At 65.8% G+C, this 23,841-nt stretch carries 19 protein-coding genes; 11 read left to right on the plus strand and 8 right to left on the minus strand.

Annotation, left to right across the window (positions count from 1 at the left end; all coding sequences use genetic code 11):
• Positions 1–29 precede the first annotated feature (29 nt).
• The gene (locus ABIA40_RS19080) at positions 30–941 is read left to right on the plus strand and encodes an MBL fold metallo-hydrolase (protein WP_271545599.1); all 912 of its coding nucleotides are present in this window, start codon (positions 30–32) and stop codon (positions 939–941) included.
• Between the two features lie 38 nt (positions 942–979).
• Positions 980–1,846, plus strand: a complete 867-nt coding sequence (locus ABIA40_RS19085; protein WP_404542807.1) for an SDR family NAD(P)-dependent oxidoreductase — start codon at positions 980–982, stop codon at positions 1,844–1,846.
• A gap of 49 nt (positions 1,847–1,895) precedes the next feature.
• Here the strand turns inward: ABIA40_RS19085 and cax are convergent, their stop codons facing one another.
• A complete protein-coding gene (gene cax / locus ABIA40_RS19090; RefSeq protein WP_271545604.1) occupies positions 1,896–2,999 on the minus strand; it encodes a calcium/proton exchanger in 1,104 nt (367 codons plus the stop codon).
• Positions 3,000–3,409: 410 nt separating this feature from the next.
• Between cax and ABIA40_RS19095 the strand changes: the two genes are divergently transcribed.
• Positions 3,410–4,798, plus strand: coding sequence for an MFS transporter (locus ABIA40_RS19095; RefSeq protein WP_404542811.1), 1,389 nt, complete (start codon positions 3,410–3,412; stop codon positions 4,796–4,798).
• 4 nt (positions 4,799–4,802) lie between these two features.
• On the opposite strand, the gene ABIA40_RS19100 is transcribed toward ABIA40_RS19095, so the two are convergent.
• Positions 4,803–6,407 carry a B12-binding domain-containing radical SAM protein gene (locus ABIA40_RS19100; RefSeq protein WP_271545606.1) on the minus strand — a complete coding sequence of 535 codons (1,605 nt, stop codon included), beginning with the start codon at positions 6,405–6,407 and terminating at the stop codon, positions 4,803–4,805.
• Between the two features lie 357 nt (positions 6,408–6,764).
• On the opposite strand from ABIA40_RS19100, the gene ABIA40_RS19105 reads away from it, so the two are divergent.
• From ABIA40_RS19105 to soxA, 7 genes are all read left to right on the plus strand, one after another.
• Positions 6,765–7,214, plus strand: coding sequence for a (2Fe-2S)-binding protein (locus tag ABIA40_RS19105; protein ID WP_271545607.1), 450 nt, complete (start codon positions 6,765–6,767; stop codon positions 7,212–7,214).
• A 12-nt stretch (positions 7,215–7,226) separates the two neighbouring features.
• Positions 7,227–9,413 (plus strand): molybdopterin cofactor-binding domain-containing protein, encoded by a 2,187-nt coding sequence (locus ABIA40_RS19110; RefSeq protein ID WP_404542814.1) that lies wholly within the window; start codon positions 7,227–7,229, stop codon positions 9,411–9,413.
• Between the two features lie 104 nt (positions 9,414–9,517).
• The gene (locus ABIA40_RS19115) at positions 9,518–10,789 is read left to right on the plus strand and encodes an FCSD flavin-binding domain-containing protein (RefSeq protein WP_404542817.1); all 1,272 of its coding nucleotides are present in this window, start codon (positions 9,518–9,520) and stop codon (positions 10,787–10,789) included.
• Between the two features lie 193 nt (positions 10,790–10,982).
• Entirely contained in the window at positions 10,983–11,426 is a 444-nt protein-coding gene (soxX, locus tag ABIA40_RS19120) for a sulfur oxidation c-type cytochrome SoxX (RefSeq protein ID WP_271545676.1), read from the plus strand.
• 4 nt (positions 11,427–11,430) lie between these two features.
• Positions 11,431–11,898, plus strand: coding sequence for a SoxY-related AACIE arm protein (locus tag ABIA40_RS19125; RefSeq protein ID WP_157280931.1), 468 nt, complete (start codon positions 11,431–11,433; stop codon positions 11,896–11,898).
• Entirely contained in the window at positions 11,898–12,215 is a 318-nt protein-coding gene (gene soxZ / locus ABIA40_RS19130; protein ID WP_404542820.1) for a thiosulfate oxidation carrier complex protein SoxZ, read from the plus strand. Before ABIA40_RS19125 ends, soxZ begins: the two co-directional genes overlap by 1 nt.
• Positions 12,212–12,991 carry a sulfur oxidation c-type cytochrome SoxA gene (gene soxA, locus ABIA40_RS19135; protein WP_404542822.1) on the plus strand — a complete coding sequence of 260 codons (780 nt, stop codon included), beginning with the start codon at positions 12,212–12,214 and terminating at the stop codon, positions 12,989–12,991. The genes soxZ and soxA overlap by 4 nt, the downstream gene beginning before the upstream one ends.
• A 52-nt stretch (positions 12,992–13,043) precedes the next feature.
• Here the strand turns inward: soxA and ABIA40_RS19140 are convergent, their stop codons facing one another.
• The 3 genes from ABIA40_RS19140 to ABIA40_RS19150 form a co-directional block, all read right to left on the minus strand.
• Entirely contained in the window at positions 13,044–14,711 is a 1,668-nt protein-coding gene (locus tag ABIA40_RS19140; protein WP_404542824.1) for a regulator, read from the minus strand.
• A gap of 11 nt (positions 14,712–14,722) precedes the next feature.
• On the minus strand, positions 14,723–15,421 hold the full coding sequence (locus ABIA40_RS19145) for a cysteine hydrolase family protein (protein ID WP_225139651.1): 699 nt from the start codon (positions 15,419–15,421) through the stop codon (positions 14,723–14,725).
• A gap of 326 nt (positions 15,422–15,747) precedes the next feature.
• Entirely contained in the window at positions 15,748–16,689 is a 942-nt protein-coding gene (locus tag ABIA40_RS19150) for a hypothetical protein (protein WP_404542826.1), read from the minus strand.
• A gap of 164 nt (positions 16,690–16,853) precedes the next feature.
• On the opposite strand from ABIA40_RS19150, the gene ABIA40_RS19155 reads away from it, so the two are divergent.
• Complete coding sequence (locus tag ABIA40_RS19155; protein WP_404542828.1) at positions 16,854–20,330, plus strand: indolepyruvate ferredoxin oxidoreductase family protein; 3,477 nt, start codon at positions 16,854–16,856, stop codon at positions 20,328–20,330.
• Between the two features lie 145 nt (positions 20,331–20,475).
• On the opposite strand, the gene ABIA40_RS19160 is transcribed toward ABIA40_RS19155, so the two are convergent.
• The 3 genes from ABIA40_RS19160 to ABIA40_RS19170 form a co-directional block, all read right to left on the minus strand.
• On the minus strand, positions 20,476–21,495 hold the full coding sequence (locus tag ABIA40_RS19160) for a S1C family serine protease (protein ID WP_404542830.1): 1,020 nt from the start codon (positions 21,493–21,495) through the stop codon (positions 20,476–20,478).
• Positions 21,496–21,586: 91 nt separating this feature from the next.
• Positions 21,587–22,036, minus strand: coding sequence for a hypothetical protein (locus ABIA40_RS19165; RefSeq protein ID WP_057026817.1), 450 nt, complete (start codon positions 22,034–22,036; stop codon positions 21,587–21,589).
• A 7-nt stretch (positions 22,037–22,043) separates the two neighbouring features.
• Positions 22,044–23,642, minus strand: coding sequence for a GMC family oxidoreductase (locus ABIA40_RS19170; RefSeq protein WP_404542832.1), 1,599 nt, complete (start codon positions 23,640–23,642; stop codon positions 22,044–22,046).
• Positions 23,643–23,841: the final 199 nt, after the last annotated feature.

Consider the following 23,841-nt stretch of genomic DNA (forward strand, 5'->3'; position numbering starts at 1 on the left):
CTGCCCCCAACCTTGAAAAGGAGACCAACATGAATCTGCACAACGCCTCCATCGCCGCGAAACCCGAAGAGCTCGTGCCGTCGCGCTACGCGGTGCGCATTGGCGACATTGACGTGCTGGTGGTCAGCGACGGCGTGCTGCCGCTCCCGACCACCATGCTGGCGCACAACGCAGACCCCGCCGTACGGGCCAACTGGTTGAGCGAGATGTTCCTGCCTCAGGATGCGTTCGACTGGGCACTGAATGCGGTGATGGTGCGAAGTGGCGACAAGACCATTCTCATCGACGCCGGACTTGGGTCCGATCCCGATCTGCATCTGCCGCGCGCCGGACAGTTGATCAAGCGCCTGGAGGCCGCCGGAATCGACCTCTCGTCCGTGACCGATCTCGTGTTGACCCACATGCACATGGATCACGTCGGTGGCTTGCTGGTCGACGGCGTGAAGGAGCGGCTGCGCAAGGACCTGCGGATTCACGTGGCCGCCGCCGAGGTCAAGTTCTGGGAGTCGCCCGATTTCACGCATACCAACATGCCGCAGGGATTTCCCGATGCACTTCGGGCCGCCGCCAAGCAGTTCGTGAAGATGTACGGCAGCCAGATCCGGCCGTTCGAGGAGCAGCACGAGGTTGCACCCGGTGTCGTCGTCCGCCGCACCGGCGGTCACACGCCCGGACATAGCGTGGTCCGCGTGGCGTCCGGCGGCGAAGCGCTGACCTTTGCCGGCGATGCCGTGTTTGCGGTCGGGTTCGACCAACCCGAATGGCACAACGGCTTCGAGCACGACCCTGAGGAGGCGGCGCGCGTTCGTATCCAGCTGTTGCGGGAGCTTGCGCAGAGCGGCGAGCTGCTGGTGGCCACGCACATGCCGTTCCCATCGGTCGGCCATGTCGCGGCCGCCGGCGATGCCTTCCGCTGGGTCCCGGTGTTCTGGGACTACTGACCGGCAAGAACCGGCTGAACGGGAGCGCGCGTCCACGGATGATCGAGCGCGCGCTCTTCAGATCACACCCGTCACGGCGGCCGGTACACCGGGAATCGGCCGCCGCGGCGTGCAAACTCCGACCAATTGGTGCGGCTGACCGCACGAGAGATGAGAACATGCAAGATCAAAAGGTCGTTGTCGTCACCGGCGGCACGTCAGGCATCGGCCGCGCAGCGGCGCTCCGCTTCGCGAAACAAGGTTATCAGGTGCTGATCACCGGCCGCCGGGCGAGCCTGATCCAGGAGACCACGCTGCAACACGAGAACATCGCGGGAATGACGGCGGATGCAGCGTCCGCCGAGGACGCCAAGCGAACCATTGCGAAGGCGCTCGACAAATGGGGCCGCCTCGACGCGCTGGTCAACAATGCCGGCGCGGGCGCAATCCTGTCGCTCGCCGATGTCACTGCCGATCGCATCACAGACATCTTCGCTGTCAACGTGCTCGGCCCAAGTCTGCTCGCGTCGGCAGCGCTTCCCCATCTCAAGGCCAGGCGCGGCGCGATCGTCAACGTCTCCAGCACCTTCGGACACAAAGCGGCGCCGGGACTATCTCACTACGCAGCCAGCAAAGCCGCCGTGGAGCATTTGACGCGATGCTGGGCCTTGGAACTGGCCCCGTTCGGGATCAGGGTGAACGCCGTTGCACCGGGCCCAACGGAGACGGGCGCGCTGACGGGCATGATGGGATTGTCGGCGGAGCAGGCCGCAGCGGTCGAGGAACAGGAGCGCGGCAGCATACCGCTCGGCCGCCGCGGCGTGCCCGAGGATGTTGCTGAATGGGTCGTCCAACTCGCCGGTCCGGCCTCGGCGTGGGTAACCGGTCAGGTCATCGCCGTCGATGGCGGCCTGGGGCTGGCATGATCTCGCGCGACCAATAGCCTGCCGGCGCGAGATCGAAGGGCACCGAATCTCACCCCTGTCCCGCCGGCGGCACCACGTACAGCGTCAGCGCGAACACCGCATAGATGAAGATCAGCAGGGCGCCGACGAACCAGGCCGAGCGCCCGCTGGACGTGATGAAGGCCGACGTCACCGTCGCGATCATCATCATGGTGACGGCGCCCGGCCAGAACTGCAGGTCCATCGGCTTCGGCCCCACGACATAGCTGAGCAGCACCAAAGCGGGTGCGACGAACAGCGCAATCTGCGAGGCGCTGCCGAGCGCGATGCTGACGGCCATGTCGAGCCGGTCCTTGCGCGCCGCGGCGAAGGCCACCGCGAATTCCGCGGCGGCGCCGACCAGCGAGACGACGATGAAGCCGACGAAGGCCGGGCTCATTCCGAAGGTTTCCGCCGCCTTCTGCACCGATTCGACGAAGATCTCGCTGACCAACGCGACCAGCACGGTGACGACCAGCAGCGTGCCGACGGCCGTTCCGATCGGCCAGTGCGCCTCCTTGTCGTCGTGGCCGTGACCGGCGCTTGCGAACAATTCCTTGTGCGTTCGAAGCGAGAACAACAGGCCGAGCCCGTAAGCGATGATGAGCAGGACCGAAATGCCGAGGCTGAGCTTGTTGAGGATGCCCCCGCCCTGCGGCAGGTGGTCGAGATCGGCGACCGCCGAAGGCGCAAGCAGGGCGACGGTCGCCATCAGCAGCAGGCCGGACGAAAGCCGCGCACCGGCGCGGTTGTATTCCTGCACGTGATAGCGCAGGCCGCCGAGCAGCAGGCAGGCGCCCAGCATGAACACCGCGTTGGTGACGATCGCGCCCGCGATCGAGGCCTTCACCAGCATGTACTGGCCGGCCCGCAGTGCCGTGATGGCGATGATCAACTCGGTCAGATTACCGAGCGTTGCATTGAGCAATCCGCCCACGGCATCGCCGGTCTTCGCGGCAACCGCCTCGGTGGCGTGGCTGAGCAGCGCCGCCAGCGGAACGATGGCCAGCACCGCGAGCACGAACAGCAGCGTATGGGAATGCGGCGCCACCGCCTCTGCCACCAGCACGATGGGCACGAAGGCCAGCATCCAGAGCAAAGGGGTATTCCGGATTTCCCTGAGCAGAGTCTGCATGTGGCCGCCCTTCCATCGATGCGCTGATGGAAAGGTCGAGCGGCCGCGCGGGCGGAGTGTTGATCTGCCTCAACGTCGGCGTGGCGGAGACGGCGCGCAGGACGCGCATGCGGCCTGCTCCCGGCCTGATCGCTGGCACGCTGGCATCCTGCCAGTGTTTTGCCCGACGGGTCAACTTGATGGCGGCTGCGACCGCCGTTTTCGACACGGCGAGAAAATGCCTTTTCGATCAAAGGGCCTCCTACTGTGCATGGGGTTGTTTTTCGACTTTTGTTTTGGCCCTGCGCTCGCAGCGCAGCCGCATTGCCTGACCTTCGCGCATACACAGCATGCAAGCTTGCGCCTGTGGAAGCCGGCGCCTCCGTAGTACATGCCGAACGTCCCGCCGCCGGAGCAGCGCGCCAAGGAAAATGACAATCACGCTACCTGCCGCCGCGCGCGAGCCCGCTCCTCCCACCGCCGACGGCCTGCCGGCCGCGCAGCGGCGCTGGGCGGTCGCGGCGATCTTCACTGCGCTCGCGATGGCCTCGCTCGACACGGCGATCGCCAACATAGCCCTGCCCGCCATCGCAGCCGACCTGCACGTCACGCCGGAGCAATCGGTCTGGGTCGTCAACGTCTACCAGATCGCGCTGGTGGCGACGCTCTTGCCGCTCGGGGCGCTCGGCGAAATCGTCGGGCACCAGCGCATCTATCTCGGCGGCCTGATCCTGTTCACCATTGCCTCGCTGTTCTGCGCGGTGGCCTGGTCGCTCGACAGCCTGTTGCTGGCGCGGTCCCTCCAAGGGTTGGGAGCGAGCGGCATCATGAGCGTCAACACCGCGCTGGTGCGCTTCGTCTATCCCGGCCGCATGCTCGGCCGCGGTTTCGGCCACAACGCGCTGGTGGTCGCGACCGCCTTCACCATCGGGCCCTCGATCGCCTCTGCCATCCTCGCGCTCGGACCGTGGCCGTGGCTGTTCGCCGTCAACATCCCGTTCGGCCTCATCGCGATCGGCATTGGCTTTGCCATGCTGCCGAAGACTCCGCGCGCCGATCACGGCTTCGACTTGCTCGGCGCGATCCTGGCCACCGCCTGCCTCGGCCTGTTCATCACCGGCATCGGCAGCGCCGCGCACAATCTGTCGCCATTCGTGGTCGGCATCGAGCTGGTCACCGCCCTCGTGCTTGGCGTGATCCTGACCCGCCGCCACGCCGATCATCCCGCGCCAATGCTGCCGATCGACCTGTTCGCCAGGCCGATGTTCGCGCTGTCGGCGGCAACGGCGGTGTGCTCCTTCGCCGTCCAGGGCCTCGCCTTCGTCTCGCTGCCGTTCTATTTCGAGGATGTGCTCGGCCGCTCGCAGGTCGAGACCGGCTTCTTCATGACGCCCTGGCCGCTGGTGGTCGGCATCATGGCGCCGATCGCAGGCCGCCTCTCCGACCGCCATGCCGTCGGCCTGCTCGGCGGCATCGGGCTCGTGCTGCTCGGTCTCGGCATGGCGCTGCTGGCGACGCTGCCGGCCAATCCCGCCATTGCCGACATCATCTGGCGGATGGTGATCTGCGGCATGGGGTTCGGCTTCTTCCAGGCGCCGAACATGAAGGCGGTGATGGCAAGCGCGCCGCCGCACCGCAGCGGCAGCGCCTCCGGCATCGTCGCCACCGCGCGCCTGACCGGGCAGACCACCGGCGCGGCGCTCGCCGCCGCCTGCTTCGCACTCGCTGGCCACGAGGGCGCGACGCTGGCGCTGGCGCTCGGCGCGGGCTTTGCCGCGCTCGGCAGCGTGATGAGCTTCCTGCGGCTCGCGGTGAAGTAAGGCCTCAGGCCGCCGTCACGCCGACAGCCACAGGAGCGACGGCCTCGCTGTCCAGCGCGGCCAGGCGCTGGTCGATCGCCGCGATGACCTTGCGCGAGTACGGTCCGAGATGCGCATAGGCCGCGATCATCTGCACGGCGATGCGTGCGGACGACGTGTCGCGCTTGGCGCAGTTCATGAAGGTTTGCCAGAGCGGCCCCCGCGCCTCGGGAAGCGCGGACACCACCTTGTGCACGGTCTCCATGGCCCCGAGCTTGGAGCGGATGTCACCTTCGGCAAGTTCGGAGCGCTGCCGGGAGCGGTCGAGCAGCGTCATCAGGCGGTCGACACGTGCTGCATAGGCCGCCGGGCTGTAGATGTGTTCCAGCACCCGCTTGTAGTCCGTCAGGATGTCACGCAACGGGCGGACCGGATCGAAATTGATGCCCGCCGTGCACTGATCGGCGCCAATCGTCGGCGCCACGTCGTGCCCGGAATGCAGCCGGCCTTCGCGCTCCAGCCGGCGCGTGAGCTGCGTGTTGGGCAAGGCATAGAGCAGGCCGACCATGGCGACGGGGATTGCCGCCTCCTCGATGAAGTCGATCATCGCCTCCGCCATCGAGACCTTTTCGTTGTCGAAGCCAACGATGAAGCCCGCGGTGACGAGCATGCCGGCGGCGTAGATCTTGTGGATGCTCTCGGCGATGTTGCGCCGCGTATTCTGCTTCTTGCGCATCGCGACCAGCGTCGCCGGGTCCGGACTTTCGATGCCGACGAAGATGCCGAAGAAATTGGCCGCACCCATCAGCTCCAACAGCTCCGGGTCGTCGGCGAGATTGACCGAGGCTTCCGTGGAGAATTCGAAGGGATAGCCGTGCGTGCGCTGCCATTCGGCGAGCTTCGGCAGGAACTGCCGCAGCGACTTCTTGTTGCCGATGAAATTGTCGTCGACGAAGTCGAGATGGCCGCGATAGCCCATCTTGTAGAGCGTCTCGAGCTCGACGAACATCTGCTCGATCGTCTTGGTCCGCGGCACGCGCCCGTAGAGCTCGATAATGTCGCAGAACTCGCAGGTGAACGGACAGCCGCGCGAATATTGCACACCGAGATAGAGATAGTCCTCGAACTTGAGCAGGTCGAAACGCGGCACCGGCGTCTTGGTGACGTCGGCCTGGAACTTCGGCGCGGTGAAGAGGCCGGATCGCGCGCCGCTCTCCCAGGCCGCGATGAATTCGTTCATGACGCTCTCGGCCTCGCCGAGCACCCGGAAGTCGGCCCGCTCGTAGATGTGGGGGCTCGAGGTGGGGTCGGGACCGCCGACCACGACCGGCTTGCCCGCGGCGCGGCAGAGCTCGATCAGACGCAAAGTGTCGGCCTGCTGGGGCAACATTCCGCCGGTGAAGACGACGTCGGCCCAGGCGAGATCCTCCTCGCCGAAGGGTGCCGTGTTGCAATCGATCAGCCGGACGGTCCAGCTCTCGGGCAGCATCGCAGCGACGGTGATCAGGCCCAGGGGGGCGGCCGGGCGCTTGACGCCCATCACTTTGCAGGATTCGCCGAAGGTCCAGAAGGACTCTGCCGAGAACAGCGGGTAGAGCATCAGTACGTTGCAGGGACTCGGCACGTTCATGGAACTCCTTTTGCGTCGGCGCAGTGTACCAAAGCGCCCGCGACTTGCACCCCGGCAATAGGGACAAACTGTCGCCGCTGGGCAAGCGGCGCGGGGACCTGGAACCGGCATTCACAGCCGGACGTCGCCTCAAGCCGGGGATTGGCGCCCTCGGAACAAGGCCTCAACCCGAATCGATTGCGATTGGATGAGCCAAAACGGCCTCCCGGTCCATACCCCAGAGCGGGGCCCATGCGCCCTGGCCGCGCTCGGTTTGTTGATTTGAACCTCGGACTGTTGATTTGAACCGTTCCAGTTTGCCGCACACATTGCGCCCCTGAGTTCAATCGGTGGATTGGGCCAATCAGGGGACTTGCGATGGCAAACCTAACAATCAACGGAAAAACCTTCACGCTCGACGTCGAGCCGGATACGCCGCTGCTCTGGGCGATCCGCGAGAATGCCGGCCTGACCGGCACCAAATACGGTTGCGGCATTGCACAATGCGGTGCCTGCACGGTTCACCTCGACGGCGTTGCGATGCGCTCCTGCGGCATCTCGGTCAGCGAGGCCGAGGGCAAGCAGATCACCACCATCGAGGGGCTCGCCTCGGGCAATACGCTGCACAAGGTGCAGGAGGCCTGGATCGCCCAGGACGTGCCGCAATGCGGCTATTGCCAGAGCGGCATGATCATGGCGGTGGCCGCGCTCTTGAACGAGAAGCCGAAGCCGACCGACGCCGACATCGACGAGGCCATCACCAATATCTGCCGCTGCGGCACCTTCCAGCAGGTGCGCGAGGCGATCCACACGATCGCGAGCGCGTAAGGAAATCCCCACATGAACAAGCATATATCGCCGCGGCTCAACCGCCGCGCCTTCGTCATCGGCACCGCTGCGGTCGGTGCCGGCCTTGCCATCGGCCTCGACCTGCCCTTCGGCGGCCCCGCCGTGGTCCGCGCCGCCGACGGCTCGCCGGAGATCGGCGCCTGGGTCGTGGTCAGGCCCGACGACACCGTGGTGATCCGCATCGCCCGCTCGGAGATGGGCCAGGGCTCGCTGACCGGCCTCGCCCAGCTCGTTGCCGAGGAGCTCGAATGCGACTGGACCAAGGTCACGACCGAATATCCGACCCCCGGCCAGAGCGTCGCCCGCAAGCGCGTCTGGGGTGATTTCTCGACCGGCGGCAGCCGCGGCATCCGCTCCTCGCAGGACTATGTCCGCAAGGGCGGCGCCACCGCGCGCGTGATGCTGATCCAGGCCGCAGCCGACGCATGGAAAGTGCCGGCGTCCGAATGCAGGGCCGCGAACAGCGTCATCACCCATACGCCCTCGGGCCAGACCACGACCTACGGCAAGGTCGCCGAGGCCGCGGCGAAACTGACGCCGCCGGCTGACGTCAAGCTGAAGGATCCGAAGGACTGGAAGCTGATCGGCAAGGGCGTCAATCGGCTCGACACGGTCGACAAGACCACCGGCGCCATGATCTACGGCGCCGACGTCAGGCTGCCGGGCATGCTGAACGCCGCGATCAAGGACTGCCCGGTGTTCGGCGGCAAGCTGAAGAGCTTTGACGAAGCCAAGATCGCCAACATGAAAGGTGTCAAGAAGGTGGTCAAGGTCGGCGACACCGCCGTCGCCGTCGTCGCCGACACCTGGTGGCACGCCAAGACCGCGCTGGAGGCGCTGCCGATCGTCTGGGACGAAGGCGACAACGCAAAAGTCTCCAGCGAGTCGATTGCGAAATGGCTGGCCGAGGGCCTCGACAATGCGCAGCCGGCCTATGTCGGCAACAAGAACGGCGACGCGAAGGCCGCGATTGCCGGCGCCGCCAAGAAGGTCGAGGCCGTCTACTCCTATCCCTACCAGAACCACGCCACGATGGAGCCGATGAATGCCACCGCGCTCTACACGGCGGACCGATGCGAGGTCTGGTGCGGCACGCAGAACGGCGAGGCGGCGTTTGCAGCGGTGCTGGAAGCGTCCGGCCTGCCGGCCGAGAAGTGCGACGTGCACAAGGTGATGTTAGGCGGCGGCTTCGGCCGGCGCGGCCAGACCGACTATGTCCGCCAGGCCGTCATGATCGCCAAGCAGATGCCGGGCACGCCGGTCAAGCTGCTGTGGTCGCGCGAAGAGGACATGGCGCACGGCAGGTATCACCCGATCACCCAGTGCAAGATGACCGGCGCGTTCGATGCCAACAACAACCTGATCGCGCTGCACTACCGCCTGTCCGGGCAATCGATCCTGTTCTCGCTCCGCCCCGAAGCGTTGCAGAACGGCATGGATCCCGCGGCATTCCAGGGCGTCGCCCAATCCGGCGAAGCCGCATTCGGCTATTCGGTGCCGAACCTTCTGGTCGAGCATGCGATGCGCAACCCGCACGTCCCACCCGGCTTCTGGCGCGGCGTAAACGTCAATCACAACGCGATCTACATGGAATGCTTCATGGACGAGCTCGCCCATGCCGCAGGCCAGGACCCGCTCGAATTCCGCCGCAAGCTGATGGGCAATCATCCCAAGCACCTCGCGGTGCTCAATGCGGTGGCCGAGAAGATCGGCTGGAACACGCCGGCGCCGCAAGGCGTCTATCGCGGCATCGCGCAGGTGATGGGCTATGGCAGCTATGTCGCCGGCGCCGCCGAGATCTCGGTGACAGAGGGCAGCAAGATCAAGGTGCATCGCATCGTCGCCTCCACCGACCCCGGCTACGTCGTCAATCCGGCGCAGGTGGAACGGCAGGTCGCCGGCTCCTTCGTCTATGGCCTCTCCGCGCTGTTCTACGGCGGCTGCACGGTGAAGGGCGGCAAGATCGAGCAGACCAACTTCGACACCTACAATTCGATGCGCATCAACGAGATGCCGAAGGTGGAGACGGTGATGGTGCCGAGCGGCGGGTTCTGGGGCGGCGTCGGCGAGCCGACCATCGGCATCGCGGCGCCGGCGGTGCTGAACGCGTATTTCGCCGCGACCGGCAAGCGCATCCGCCATGTGCCGCTGCGCGACCAGAACATCACCTTCGCGTAAAGCATGATCCGGAGAAGTGTGGAGCGGTTGTCCGAAAAGATCATGCTCAAACGTCAAATCGCGGCGGCCGTATCGGCCGCCGCAGCATTTTCCGGACAAGTCTCATGAATGCGCCGGTGACGCGGCGGAATGCCGTCCTCGGCATCGCCGTCGCGGCTACATCGCTCGCCGCACCTTCGATCCTGCGCGCGCAATCGGCGGGCCGCGTCGTCGTGGTCGGCGGCGGCTTTGGCGGCGCGGCTTGCGCCCGCGCGCTCGCGCGCGCCGATGCTAAATTACAGGTCACCCTGATCGAGCCGAACCAGACCTACATCTCCTGTCCCTTCAGCAACGAGGTGATCGCGGGCCTGCGCGAGATAGAGGCGCAGCAGTTCGGCTATGACAAGCTTGCCGCCGGGGGCATCGGCATCGTCACACAAGCTGCGACGGGCATCGACACGCAGACGCGTCGTGTGACGACGGGCGATGGCACCACGTTTGGCTATGACCGCCTCGTGCTTTCGCCCGGCATCGACTTCCATCTCGAGGCCCTGCCCGGCTACGACGGTGCCGCGTCGGAGACGATGCCGCATGGCTGGAAGGCTGGCGCGCAAACGCTTTTGCTGCGCCGGCAATTGGAGGCGATGGCGGACGGCGGCACGGTCGCCATTGCAATCCCGGCCAATCCTTCCCGGTGCCCGCCAGCGCCCTACGAGCGCGCGAGCCTGATCGCGCATTACCTGAAGTCGAGAAAGCCGCGGTCGAAAGTTCTGATCCTCGATGCCAAGGACGCCTTCTCGCAACAGCGGCTGTTCGAGAAGGCGTGGAAGGAGCTCTATGGCGACATGATCGAGCGCGTCGCACTGTCGCAAGGCGGCCGCGTCACCTCGATCGATCCGACGACGCGAACCATCGTCACGGAGTTCGGCAACTACACCCCTGATGTCGCCAACGTCATCCCGCCGCAGCGCGCGGGGCGCATCGCCGCCATCGCGGGCGCTGCGGACGCGACGGGCTGGTGCCCGATCGATCCCGTCACGTTCGAGTCGAAACTCGTTCCGAACGTCCACGTCGTTGGCGATGCCTGCCTCGGCGGCGGCATTCCAAAATCGGCATCCGCTGCGAGTGCGCAAGGCATGGCCTGTGCTGGCGCGATCGTGAATCTCTTTGCAGGCCGCGGGCCGGAGACGCCGCGCCTGACAGGCGTCTGCTACAACGTCGTCGCGCCCGGTTACGGCTTCTCGCTGGCCGGCAATTACGAGCCCAGGGGCGACATCTTCGCCGAGATCGAGGGCGGCACCACCAGCCCGGTCGGCGCGCCGCCCGAACTGCGGGCGCGCGAAGCGGCAGAGGCGGAGCGCTGGTTTGAAGCCATCACGGCGGACACCTTTGGCTAGGGCAATGATGGAACGAGCCCGCCGCCACGACCACAGTGCGCCCCCTCCCCCGTCTGCGGGGGAGGGTTGGGGAGAGGGTGTCTCCGCTCGCGAGACCCCCCAAGAGGAAAGAGCCCTCACCCGGCGCTGCGCGCCGACCTCTCCCGCAAGCGGGAGAGGTAAGAGGAGCTTGCGGCTGGATCTCTCGTCTCACATTCCATCGGTCGTCGCTGCGGTGATTACGCTAAGCCTTGCACTTGCCGCTGGGGCGAGAGCCGAAGAGCTCGTACCCTACAAGATCGTCGGCGACGGCATTCCCGCCTCGCTCACCGGCTCACCCGGCGATGCCGCGCGCGGGCGCGCGCTGGTGCTCACTCGCACGACGACGTGCATCCTCTGCCATTCGGGCCCATTTCCGGAAACGCGGTTCCAGGGCGACCTCGCGCCTGATCTTGCCGGTGCCGGGAACCGGTGGTCCGCGAGCCAGTTGCGGCTTCGACTGGTCGATGCCTCGCGCTTCAATCCGGACACCATCATGCCGTTCTATTATCGCAACGATGGCCTCGTCCGCGTCGGACGCAACTTCGCCGGCAAGCCGATCCTGTCGGCTGCGGAGATCGAGGACATCGTGGCCTTTCTTGCAACGCTTCGGGACTAGGTTCATGCCAACGACGCGACGACAATTCTTGAACCTTGCCGGAGGCGTGACAGTCGCCGGCACGGTCCCGATCGTGACGCTGCGGCCGCTTCAAGCGACGCCGGCGATGCTCAACGCTGCGATCCGTAACCTCGTCGGCGAAGCCCAGCTTCGCAACGGCAGGATCAGGCTCGACATTCCGCCGCTGGTCGAGAACGGCAACACGGTGCCGGTGACAGTCAGCGTTGCGAGCCCGATGACGGCGGATGACCACGTCAAGAGCATCCACGTCTTCAACGAGAAGAACCCGCAGCCGAACATCGGCAATTTCTATCTTGGTCCTTCCGCCGGCCGAGCCCAGGTCTCGACCCGGATCCGGCTCGCCGACACCCAGAAGGTGGTCGCGATCGCGCGCCTGTCCGACGACACGTTCTGGCAGGTTGCCGCCGATGTCGTCGTGACGCTGGCGGCCTGCACCGAGGAGATGAACTGATGGCCGCCCTCATCAACGTTCCCTCGAAAGCCAGACGCGGCGAGATCATCGAGATCCGCACGCTGACCTCGCACATCATGGAAACGGGATTCCGCCACACCGCGGACGGCAAGCTCGTGCCGCGCGACATCATCACGAGCTTCATCTGCCGCTACAACGGCGCCGAGATCTTTCGTGCCGACCTGTTTCCGGCGATTGCGGCGAACCCATATCTGTCGTTCTTCACGGTGGCCAAGGAGAGCGGCAAGTTCGAGTTCGAGTGGATTGGCGACAACGGCTATTCGTCCACCGCATCGGCATCGATCACGGTCGGATGATCTCTTGGCGCGCGATAGCGGCGGCGATATTGCTCGTCACGGCCCCCGCCCTGCTCGCCGGAGAGATCCCGTCCGATGCGCGCCGCTCCGGCTATGCCTTCATGGGTCCGGACACCCGCGCGATGCAGGATGACGACACCGCCAATCCCGGCATGCTGTTCGTGCTCGACGGCGAGCAGCTGTGGAAGAAGAAGACCGGCAGCGCCGACAGGGCATGCGCCGATTGTCATGGCGATGCGCGCACCAGCATGAAGGGCGTCGCGGCGCGTTATCCCGCCTTCGACAAAGCACTTGCGCGCCCCGTCACGCTCGACCAGCGCATCAATCTCTGCCGGGCCAATCATCAGCAGGCAACGCCGCTACCTTACGAGAGCCGCGACCTGCTCGCATTGTCCGCCCTCGTCGGCCACCAGTCACGCAGCATTCCGATCACCGCCGGCGACGATCCGCAGCTCAAGCCGTTTGTCGACCAGGGCCGCGACCTCTTCATGCAGCGCGAAGGCCAGCTCAACCTTGCCTGCACCAACTGCCATGACGACAATTTCGACAAGCGCCTCGCCGGCGCCCCGATCACGCAAGGACAGCCGACCGGCTATCCGCTGTATCGACTGGAATGGCAGACGCTGGGGTCGCTGGAGCGGCGGCTGCGCAGCTGCATGAGCGGCGTCCGCGCCCAGGCCTATGATTACGGCTCACCCGAGCTGGTTGCGCTCGAACTGTACCTGATGTCGCGGGCGCGCGGCCTGCCGATGGAAACGCCGGCGGTACGCCCCTGAAACAGAAGCGGCCGGGCGATCGCCCGGCCGCTTCCTCAAGTGAAAGCCAGGCCTACTCCGCCGGCGCGGCCGACATCTCCGGATGCGCGCCATAGTGCTCGCTAGCGCCGAGCTTGCTGGCGGCGAACAGGCCGGCGGCCATCACGGCGTAGGCCAGCGCGACCGCGGGGGTCACGCCAAAGCCGCCGCCGATGCCGACGGCCTCGCCATGCATGAAGCCGAAATAGGTCAGGGTTGCCCCGACCAGCGCAAAGGCGGAGGCCTTCTCGAAATCGCGCTCAATGATGAAGACACCAATGGCGCCGAGGATGAGGCCGCCGAGGATGGAGCCGCCGCCCATCACCTCGAGGCCGTGATAGAACACGCCTTGCTGCGGCAGCGCGGCAATCGCAGCCGTTTTGACTGCGTCGGCCTTGTCCGCCGCCATCCCGCCGACGGTTGCTGCCGCAGTCATGGTCGAGGCCAGCATCGTATCGATCTGGAGCTTGGCCCACGCCGCAAGGTGCGGGGTCAGTGCCAGCACGATCGCAGGCGCGTGCTTGACCGGCGTGGTCTGGAACGCCTGCGCGCCGATCAGCATGCCGATGTAGAGCAGGATCGGCGAGATTGCGACGACGGGCACCAGCGCCAGCAGCACCGAGATGATGCCGAACCAGGACAGCACCACCACCATGACGCCAGTCGCAGCCGAATAGCCGATCCGGCCGCCCATCGCCTTCCAGCCGGGATGACCGATATAGACGGCGTTGATGAAGGGATTGCCCATCAGGCAGCCGATCAGGCTGACGACGCCGTCGGCGGTGAGCACGCGCGTGGTCGGATAGTCGTCTCCGGCCGCTTCCGCGCTCTCGACATTGTCCATGGCCTCGACGAGGTCGTAGATGCCGAACGGAATGGCCGTGACCAGGATGATGCCGAGGAATTCGAAGCCGGAGAAGACATAGCCCAGCGCCGGGATCGGCACCGAGAACCCGAAATTGGCAAAGGCCGCGCCAACACCCGCGATGCTCAGGCCGCCGAGGCCGAGCCCGAACAGGTTCGAGCCCCAGGCGATGATCATGCCGGCCGCGATCGCGACGAGGCCCGCGGGAATGCCGCGCCAATATTTCACGCCGCCGAACCAGCTCACCAGGATGATGGCGAAGCAGACGAGACCGATCTGCGGCGTCATGTACATCTCGAGCGCCGGCCGCATCGAGATGAAGGTGACGGAGACGCCCGCGAGCGTGCCGAGCAGCGCCGCGCGCGGCGTGATCTTGCGGATGAACGGCGCGATGAAGCCGCCGATCATTAAAATAAAACTCTGGAAGAATACCCAGACGAGACCCGCCGACCAGCCCTTGAGCGGATCGCCGGTCTTGAGCGTGATCGGCAGCATGATCACGAAGGTCACGATGAACATGTGCGGCACGCTGACGCCCGACGGCAGCGCGCAGACATCGTTGCGGCCGGTCTTCTGGGCGAGGCGGTAGGCGAGATAGGCGTAGTAGAAAGTGGAGAGACACATCATCAGCCCCAGCGCGGGCAGGATGCGGCCGAACACGAGGCTGTCGGGCATCTTCAGCACGAAGCGCAACAGGCCCGTGAGCACCAACATGTTGACGAGGATGTTGGTGCCGAAGCCGAACAACGCGTTCCAGTCGCCCGACGTCCAGAGCGCCGGCTTGAAGTCGGAGTTGTTCAGATCAGAACTGCCGGCCGCCCCCGTCAATGTGCTCATGACAATACCCCCTATGTGGTCGAAACCTTCATTGCCTCCAGAACTGCGGCTGAATCCGCGACCCAGCCGAAGATCCCGCCCTGGGCCTTGATCATCTTCAGGCCCATCTCGTGAAACTCGGGGAAGTAGGACGCGCAGCCGTCGGCGATGACGACGCAGCGATAGCCGCGGTCGTTGGCCTCGCGCACGGTGGTGTTGACGCACACTTCGGTGGTGACGCCGCACACCAGCAAATTCTCGATGCCGTATTTCTCCAGGACCTCGCCGAGCTCGGTCGCGTAGAACGCCCCCTTGCCGGGCTTGTCGATCACGATTTCGCTGTCGAGCGGATAGAGCTCGGGAATGATGTCGTGGCCGGCCTCGCCGCGAATGAGGATGCGCCCCATCGGACCGGGATCGCCGATGCGAAGGCTCGGCGCGCCGCGCTCGACCTTGGCCGGCGGCGCGTCGGAGAGATCGGGCAGATGCCCCTCGCGCGTGTGAATGACCAGCATGCCGGTGTCGCGCGCCGCCGTCAGCACCGCGCCGATCGGCTTCACCGCGCGCGCGAGCTGGCTGACGTCGTTGCCTAGCGTTTCGCCGAAACCGCCGGGCTCCATGAAGTCGCGCTGCATGTCGATGATGAGGAGCGCGGTGGCGGGCCAGTCGAGCGTGATCGGCTCGGGCTCGGCGCTGACGACGCCCCTTGTCGGCTTGGCTGAGTTCAACATGACGGCCCCGCGAGAACTCTCCTGGCCGGGAGTTCTGCAAAGGCCGTGCCATTGTGTACAATTGCGATGGGGCGAGAGCCGCGAGGGAATTAGTTGCGCAGTCAGAAGGTTACGCCGGCGATCGGCGCCTGCTTATTCCCTGTGCGACGGCTTCGCACCGTGCATCTGCTTAAAGGATGAGCGGCCTCCGCTCGTCATTCCGGGGCGACGCGAAGCGTCGAGCCCGGAATCCATCGGGCGGCAGTGCGCGAGGTGAGATGGATTCTCTGATGCGCAATTGCGCATCATAGTTCGCGCTACGCGCGCCCCGGAATGACGAGCAGAGGCTACCGCCCCGCCCCATACAACCGCCGATGCTCTTCCTCATACGGGGCGTAAGACTCCTTCAGCGTTGCCGCGTTGAGCAACATGGTTGCGACCATCGTGCCCGCCTTGTCGAACACGCGCGTCTTGACCCAGGCGCTTTCGGTGCGGCGGCTGCCCGAGAGCGCGACGACTTCGCGCTCGACCTCGTATTCCTCGCCCTCGAAGAGCGGCCCCTTCAGCAGGCGGATCTCCTGGTCGGCGAACAGGCCGACTGCCGGGCCCTTGGCCGGCAGCGGATCGTCCTTGGAGCGGTACTGGAACAGCACGCTCAGCATCTCCATCGGGATGATGGGCTTGCCCCACGGATTGTCCGCGCCCGAATAGTACGGCGAGCTCTCGGTGATGACGGCGAGCTTCTGCCGAAGCGAGAACGGATAGAGGTCGCCCATATTCTGGTCGAACGCCATGCGCACCGATTGCCGCTTGCTGGTCACGCCGACTTGCACGTCGCGAAGGATCACCGGGTCGGCGAGCGGCTTAAGCTCACGCAGACGCAGACCAAGGGCCGTTGGGCTGTCGATGATGGAGGCCGTGCCGCGCAGCACCTCGGTGCCGTCCCGCTTGACCATTTGAATTTGACACTCCGGTTGCTCATCCGAAGAAGCCATCAGGATCGCCTGCACCTCTTCCCCCTCGTAGCAGACGCTGCGATAGTGGGCAGAAAGGCAACCTCTTTCGAACCAAACCTGCCCCCATTGCCGCTCGCAAAGCGGGGCAAACTGGCTGAAATGCGTCGGACCCTCGATCGTCCCGCCCTTGAAGCCAAGCTTCTGCGCGGTGGCGTCGTCATGGATCGAGGCGTGCGCGTCGTAGGTCTGCGCCTGCAGCATCTGGCGAGGCCGGCGCCACGGCCCGACCAAGGCGCCTCCGGTCTGAGTGATCTCGGTCTCGAACGCCGTCATGTTTTCCTCCGCGTGCAAGCCATGACTAGCAGGAGCGCCACGGATGCGGCCAGCGATATTGACTTCGCTGGCCCTTCCTTTTGACTGTCACAATTCGCGTCGCGCAGCCGCGATCCCTCCCGCAGCGCAAACCTCCCGCCGAACGAAAGACGAGGACTTCCGAAATGACGCTGTTGCAGGTCGAGCTGGACGACAAATACCGGCTCGAATCGAAGCGGATCTTCCTGTCCGGGACGCAGGCCCTGGTCCGCCTGCCCATGTTGCAGCGCGAACGCGACCGGCTTCAGGGGCTCAACACCGGCGGCTTCATCTCGGGCTATCGCGGTTCGCCGCTCGGCATGTACGACCACGCGTTGTGGCGCGCGAAGTCGCACCTTCAGCAGCACGACATCGCTTTCGTCCCAGGCCTGAACGAGGACCTCGCCGCAACCGCCGTCTGGGGCAGCCAGCAGGTCGGCCTGTTTCCCGGCGCCAAGGTCGATGGCGTGTTCGGCATCTGGTACGGCAAGGGCCCGGGCGTCGACCGCTCGGTCGATGCGCTCAAGCATGCCAATGCCGCCGGCACCTCGCTTCATGGCGGCGTGCTGGCGCTCGCCGGGGACGACCACGGCTGCCAATCCTCGACGCTGGCGCATCAGAGCGAGCAGGTGTTCGCGGCGGCGCTGATTCCGGTGATCAATCCGGCGACGCTGCAGGACTATCTCGACCTCGGCCTCTACGGCTTTGCGCTGTCGCGCTTCTCGGGCTGCTGGGTCGGCTTCAAGGCGATCAGCGAGACGGTGGAGAGCTCGGCCTCGATCTATAGCGACCCCGAACGCATCAAGATCGTGGTGCCCGACGATTTCGAGATGCCGCCCGGCGGCCTCAACATCCGCTGGCCCGATCCGCCGCTGGAGGCTGAGAAGCGGCTGTTCGGGCCGAAGATGGCCGCGGTGCAGGCCTTCGCCCGCGCCAACCAGCTTGACCGCATCGTGCTCGATTCCAAGCCCGCCCGGCTCGGCATCGTCGCCACCGGCAAGGCCTATCTCGATCTGCGCCAGGCGCTCGCCGACCTGGGGATCACCGACAAGGACGCGCAGGACCTGGGTTTGCGCATCTACAAGGTGGCGATGACCTGGCCGCTGGAGGAAAGCGGCGCCAGGCGTTTCGCCGAAAGCCTTCAGGACGTGCTGGTGGTCGAGGAGAAGCGCGGCTTCATCGAAGACCAGCTGATGCGGATCCTCTACAACGTCGATGCCTCAAAGCGCCCGACCGTCACCGGCAAGCGCGATGAGCGCGGCGCACCGCTGTTGCCGAGCGAGGGCGAGCTGACGCCGACCATCGTCGCTGGCGGGCTGGTGGCGCGCTTGCGCAAGCTCGGCCATCACAGTCCCGTGCTGGAGCAGCGCCTCGCCCGGCTCGAGGCCTTCGACAATCCCGTCACGACCAGCACGCCGATCAAGCTAGCGCGCACGCCGTTCTTCTGCTCGGGCTGCCCGCACAACACCTCGACGCGGGTGCCCGATGGCAGCCGCGCCATGGCCGGCATCGGCTGCCACGGCATGGCCCTGAGCATGCCGACCCGCCGCACGGACTTGATCTCGCATATGGGCGCCGAGGGCGTGAACTGGATCGGCCAGTCGCCCTTCACGAACGAGACGCACATCTTCCAGAATCTCGGCGACGGCACCTACACCCATTCCGGGCTTCTCGCGCTTCGCGCAGCTTCGGCCGCCGGCATCAACATCACCTACAAGATCCTCTACAACGACGCCGTGGCGATGACCGGCGGCCAGCCCGCCGAAGGCGCCTTCAACGTCGCGCAGATCGCCCATCAAGTCTGGGCCGAAGGCGTCAAGCGGCTTGCGATCGTCTCCGATGATCCCAGCAAATACCCGCAAGGCAATTACTTCCCGCAGGGCGCGACCATCCACCACCGCCGCGAGCTCGATGCCGTGCAGCGCGAGCTGCGCGATATCAAGGGCCTAACGGTCATCATCTACGACCAGACCTGCGCCGCCGAGAAGCGCCGCCGCCGTAAGCGCGGGCTCTATCCCGATCCCGCCAAGCGCGCCTTCATCAATGAGCTGGTCTGCGAAGGCTGCGGCGATTGCTCGCAGGCCTCGAACTGCGTCTCGGTGCAGCCGCTGGAGACCGAATTCGGCCGCAAGCGCCAGATCGACCAGTCGAACTGCAACAAGGACTTTTCCTGCGTCGAGGGCTTTTGCCCGAGCTTTGTCACCGTCCATGGCGGCTCGCTGAAGCGGATGAAGACCTCGGCTGTGGATTCCGGCCAGCTGTTCGCGGATCTGCCGCTGCCGCCGGCGCGTGAGCTGGACGGGCCCTACAACGTCCTCGTCACCGGCATCGGCGGCACCGGCGTCATCACCATCGGAGCCCTGCTCGGCATGGCCGCCCATGTCGACGGCCGCGGCTGCTCGGCGCTCGACTTCACCGGCCTGTCGCAGAAGAACGGCGCGGTGATGAGCCATGTCCGCATCGCACGGAGGCCGGAAGACATCTCCGCCGTCCGCATCACCACCGGCGGCGCCGATGTCATCCTCGGCTGCGACATGATCGTCTCCGCGGGCCCGACGGCGCTGAGCCGCGCCGAGCGCGGCGTGACCACGGCCTACATCAACGCCGATCTGCAGCCGACCGCGAGCTTCGTGCAAAACCCCGATCTCGATTTCGAGATGGGCGCGATGCAGACCGTGCTCCGCGACGCTATCGGCGACAACAACCTCGACATCATCGACGCGACAGGCATTGCCGCGGCCCTGATGGGCGATTCCATCGCAACCAACCCGTTCATGCTGGGCTTTGCGTTCCAGAAGGGCGCGATCCCGCTGTCGCTGGAGGCCCTGCTCCGTGCCATCGAGATCAACGGCGCTGCGATCGAGATGAACAAGCTCGCCTTCACCTGGGGCCGTCTCGCAGCCCACGACATGTCGCGCGTGCGCAGCGTGCTTCAGTTCAAGGCGAGAGCGTCCGCGCCGGCGAAATCGCTCGACGACACCATCGCGACGCGCGCGGAATTCCTGAACTCCTATCAGGACAAGGCCTATGCCGACCGCTACATCGCAGCCGTCGCGAAGGTGCGCAAGGCGGAGAGCGCGGCTTCGCCCGGGTCAACCGAGCTCACAGAAGCGGTCGCAAAGAACCTGTTCAAGCTGATGTCCTACAAGGACGAATATGAGGTCGCCCGACTTTATACCGACGGCAGTTTTGCAAAAAAGGTGTCCGAAAAATTCGATGGTGACTTTACGCTGAAGTACCATCTGGCACCGCCGATCTTCGCCAAGCGCGACAAGACGACCGGGCACCTGCAGAAACAGGAATTCGGCAGCTGGATGATCCACGGCTTCCGCCTGCTCGCCAGGCTCAAGGTCCTGCGCGGCAGCGTGTTCGATCCGTTCGGCCGCACCGAGGAGCGCCGGACCGAGCGGAAGTTGATCGCGGATTATCTGGCGATGATCGATCAGCGGATCACAGGGCTGAAGCCGGAGCAGATCTCGCTGCTGACGCGGCTTGCGCGCGTGCCGGAGACCATCCGCGGCTTCGGCCACGTCAAGGAGGCCAACATCAAGCTGGCGGCGACCGAGACGGCGCGGCTGGAAGCGGAGCTCGAGAACAGCCGCTTCGCCGCGGCTGCGGAGTAGCGGGGGAAGGCCCATGCTCTCTCCGCGTCATTGCGAGGAGCCCTTGCGACGAAGCAATCCAGAGTCTTTCCGCCGAGACAGTCTGGATTGCTTCGCTTCGCTCGCAATGACGAGATCGTGGAGACGTGCTCGCTACCGCTCTGCGCTAGCGCGCCGGCTTGCGCTCTACGGGATCGATGTCGATCGCCCGGAGGCGGCCGAGGCGCAGCACGTCCATGGGTAGCCGGCGGCCGATCCGGTCGCGGTCCAGCACGCGGATCAGATCGTCGACGCCGTTGATCTCGACGCCGTCGAGCCTGATCACGACGTCGCCGGGCAACAGGCCTGCCTTCGCCGCTGGTCCATCCGGCTCGATCTGCATCAGAAGCGCGCCCATCTTGTTCTCGACCCCGGCCAGCACCGCGTGCCGCCGCGGGACCGGCGCGGTCTGCCCGGCGACACCGATATAGGCGCGGCGGACATAGCCGTGGCGGATGATCTCCGACAGCACGAATTGCGCGGTGTTGCTGGCCACCGCAAAACAGATTCCTTGCGCGCCATTGATGATCGCGGTGTTGATGCCGATCACCTCGGCATGCGACGACACCAGCGGCCCGCCGGAATTGCCGGGATTGAGCGCGGCGTCGGTCTGGATCACGTCCTCGATGGTGCGCCCGCTCACCGAGCGGATCGAGCGGCCGAGCGCGGAGACCACGCCGGCCGTCACCGTCGATTCGAAGCCGAGCGGATTGCCGATCGCGATCACAAGCTGGCCGCGCCGCAGATTCTTGGAATTGCCGAGCGCGGCATAGGGCAAGTGCCGCACGCCATTGGCGCGCAACAGCGCCAGATCCGTGTCGGGATCGACGCCGAGCACCTGGGCGTCGCCGACATGGCCTTCGACGTCGCGCAGCCGGATCTCCTTCGACGTGCCGACGACATGGCTGTTGGTGAGCACGAGTCCGTCCGGCGAGATCACGATGCCGGAGCCGAGCCCGCCGCGCTTCCGGCCGTTCGGCACCTTGGGGCCGGTCTCGACGCGCACGACCGCAGGGCCGACGCGATCGGTGACGTCGATCACGGCATGGGAATAGGCGTCCAGCAGCGCCCGGTCATCGGCCGGGCCAGGCGCCGTCGTCCGCGATGACGGTGCGTCATCGGCGATATCTGAGGTGAAGTCCAACATGGCAAGAGTCCTTGAGGCTCACACAGATGGTGGCCTGCTCCCGCCGATGCAAGTGGCCCGCCTGGAGCGCTGGGCCGGACTGCCCAGATGGCTAGGGCGGGCGCCGCAGCGAACCACCTCTCGCCTTGACCGGATCGAGCAGCGACCAGTCCCCCTCTGGGAGCACATGGCCCTTGGGGAATGGCGCGCGCAGCTCGAGCCCCAGCGAGCCCAGCACGCGGTCGTCGCGGTAATAGCATTGCAGCACGACACGGACGAGCGTTGCCGCGGCGGCACCGCCGCTCTTCCGAAACTCGTGCACCACCGCATCGCGTCTGGCGGCATCGAGCTCGGCGAGCGGGGCGCCGGCGAGCCGCGCCAAATGATCCAGCGCCGCCGCGACCAATTTGGTATCGCGACCGAGCGTTGCTAGCATGTCCGCCTGGATCGCGGGATCATCGGCGCCCGGCACCTTGTACTCGTCACTGGCCGGGATGATCATCGCGGCGATAGCGCGGAGATCGTCGCGCTGCCTGCGTGTCAGTTGGTTGTCTGCGGACATTACAGCCTCAATCGAACAAATTGGCGAGGCGCTGCTTCATCTGGTCGGCAATGTAGAGCGCGAGGGCCTGGATGGTGGAAGTCGGGTTCACGCCGCCCGAGGTGACGAAGATGCTGCCGTCGACGATGAAGAGGTTCTTCACGTCGTGCGAGCGGCCCCATTCGTTGACGACGGAGCGCTCGGGGTCGGTGCCCATGCGCGCGGTGCCGAGCAGGTGCCAGCCGCCCCAGGGAATCGGCGAGTTGACGCAGATGTCGGTCGCGCCGGCCGTCTCGAGAAACTCGCGGCCGCGCGCCAGCGCGTGCTCCATCATCTTTCGGCTGTTCTCGCTGATGGTGTAGTCGACCTTCGGCGCGGGAATGCCGTGGCTGTCCTTCAGCACCGGATCGAGCGTGACGCGATTGTGCTCCTCGGGCAGGTCCTCGCAAATCGCGGAGAAACCCAAGCGATGGCCGTTGAGCCTGCGGAACACGCGGTGGTGATCCTCGCCCCACGGCAAGATGCCCTTCTGCTCGCTCACGACCGCTTCGAACACCGGCCCGGCCCCGCGCACGAACTGAACGCCATAGCCGCGCACGAAACCGCGCGACAGGTCGGTGTCGTACCATTGCTTGCTCCACAGGCAGGTCGGCGGCGCGCGGTTGGAGTCGGTCGGCTCCTTCACATAGCCGTAGATCTGCGCATAGGGATGGAACATCAGGTTCTTGCCGACGAGGCCCGACGAATTGGCGAGACCGTTGGGGAAGCGGCCCGATGCCGAGTTGAGCAGCAGCCGCGGCGTGCCGACGCCGTTGCAGGCGATGACGACGACATGCGCGGGCTGAAACTGCTCGATGCCGTCCTTGTCGTAATAGACCACGCCCGAGGCCATGCCGTTCTCGTCGGTGGTGATCTCGCGCACCCGGCAATGCGTGCGCAGCTCGACGCCGGCGCGGATCGCATGCGGCCAATAGGTGATGTCGGTGGAGGATTTTGCGCCTTGCGCGCAGGCCGGCGTGCAATGGCCGAGATTGATGCAGCGCGCCCGGCCCTCGTAGTCCATCGTCGCGACCGTGGTGTCCGACGGCCACCAGTGCCAGCCGAGCGTGTTCATGGCCTTGCCGATGATGGCGCCGGACAGGCCCATCGGCTGCTGCGGCATCGGCGGATGCGTCAGCGGCGACAGCGGATCGCCTGACAGGCCCGACGTGCCCATCATGCGATCGTTCTCTTCGAAGAACGGAGTCAATGCCTCGTAGTCGATCGGCCAGTCGTCGGCGACGCCGTCGAGCGTCTTCACCTTGAAATCGGAGGGATGCAGCCGCGGCCAGTGCGCGGTGTACATCACCGTCGAGCCGCCGACCGCGTTGTAGTTCACGACCTTGATCGGAGAGTTGTCGTCGTTGATCGGGTAGTCCTCGGGCCGGGCGCGCACGTTCGGGCTCGACGACCATTCGCCGTAGAACTTAGCCTCCCAGTCGCGGCCCGTGCTGGGATATTCCGCCGGGTTCATCCAGCCGCCTTGCTCCAGGCAGAGGATGTGCATCTTGGTCTCGGCCAGCGACCACGCCACCGCCGCGCCCGAAGCGCCGGCGCCGATGATCAGGACATCCACAGGGTCTTTCATCGCAACCTTGTCCTCCCCCCTCGCCGCTTACCGGGCGATTCGGCCTTTCGCGCCTCGCAAGGCCGGCAAACGATACGGGCAGAGCGACGGCGGAGTAAAGCCGCGGGGCCGGAATGTTGCACTTCGCGAGGCGCAGACCATTGGTCTCGCCCCATCCGGATGCTAGGAACGGGGCGCACGAGCCATCGATAGCGAGACC

The sequence above is a fragment of the Bradyrhizobium sp. USDA 223 genome, assembly GCF_044909005.1.
In the GTDB taxonomy this organism is placed as follows: domain Bacteria; phylum Pseudomonadota; class Alphaproteobacteria; order Rhizobiales; family Xanthobacteraceae; genus Bradyrhizobium; species Bradyrhizobium yuanmingense.

Bases quoted from the DNA above. Each gene is read 5' to 3' on its own strand.
- ABIA40_RS19080 (WP_271545599.1), top strand. From the start codon at position 30: ATGAATCTGCACAACGCCTCCATCGCCGCGAAACCCGAAGAGCTCGTG.
- ABIA40_RS19085 (WP_404542807.1), top strand. From the start codon at position 980: ATGATCGAGCGCGCGCTCTTCAGATCACACCCGTCACGGCGGCCGGTA.
- cax (WP_271545604.1), bottom strand. From the start codon at position 2,999: ATGCAGACTCTGCTCAGGGAAATCCGGAATACCCCTTTGCTCTGGATG.
- ABIA40_RS19095 (WP_404542811.1), top strand. From the start codon at position 3,410: ATGACAATCACGCTACCTGCCGCCGCGCGCGAGCCCGCTCCTCCCACC.
- ABIA40_RS19100 (WP_271545606.1), bottom strand. From the start codon at position 6,407: ATGAACGTGCCGAGTCCCTGCAACGTACTGATGCTCTACCCGCTGTTC.
- ABIA40_RS19105 (WP_271545607.1), top strand. From the start codon at position 6,765: ATGGCAAACCTAACAATCAACGGAAAAACCTTCACGCTCGACGTCGAG.
- ABIA40_RS19110 (WP_404542814.1), top strand. From the start codon at position 7,227: ATGAACAAGCATATATCGCCGCGGCTCAACCGCCGCGCCTTCGTCATC.
- ABIA40_RS19115 (WP_404542817.1), top strand. From the start codon at position 9,518: ATGAATGCGCCGGTGACGCGGCGGAATGCCGTCCTCGGCATCGCCGTC.
- ABIA40_RS19125 (WP_157280931.1), top strand. From the start codon at position 11,431: ATGCCAACGACGCGACGACAATTCTTGAACCTTGCCGGAGGCGTGACA.
- soxZ (WP_404542820.1), top strand. From the start codon at position 11,898: ATGGCCGCCCTCATCAACGTTCCCTCGAAAGCCAGACGCGGCGAGATC.
- soxA (WP_404542822.1), top strand. From the start codon at position 12,212: ATGATCTCTTGGCGCGCGATAGCGGCGGCGATATTGCTCGTCACGGCC.
- ABIA40_RS19140 (WP_404542824.1), bottom strand. From the start codon at position 14,711: ATGAGCACATTGACGGGGGCGGCCGGCAGTTCTGATCTGAACAACTCC.
- ABIA40_RS19145 (WP_225139651.1), bottom strand. From the start codon at position 15,421: ATGTTGAACTCAGCCAAGCCGACAAGGGGCGTCGTCAGCGCCGAGCCC.
- ABIA40_RS19150 (WP_404542826.1), bottom strand. From the start codon at position 16,689: ATGACGGCGTTCGAGACCGAGATCACTCAGACCGGAGGCGCCTTGGTC.
- ABIA40_RS19155 (WP_404542828.1), top strand. From the start codon at position 16,854: ATGACGCTGTTGCAGGTCGAGCTGGACGACAAATACCGGCTCGAATCG.
- ABIA40_RS19160 (WP_404542830.1), bottom strand. From the start codon at position 21,495: ATGTTGGACTTCACCTCAGATATCGCCGATGACGCACCGTCATCGCGG.
- ABIA40_RS19165 (WP_057026817.1), bottom strand. From the start codon at position 22,036: ATGTCCGCAGACAACCAACTGACACGCAGGCAGCGCGACGATCTCCGC.
- ABIA40_RS19170 (WP_404542832.1), bottom strand. From the start codon at position 23,642: ATGAAAGACCCTGTGGATGTCCTGATCATCGGCGCCGGCGCTTCGGGC.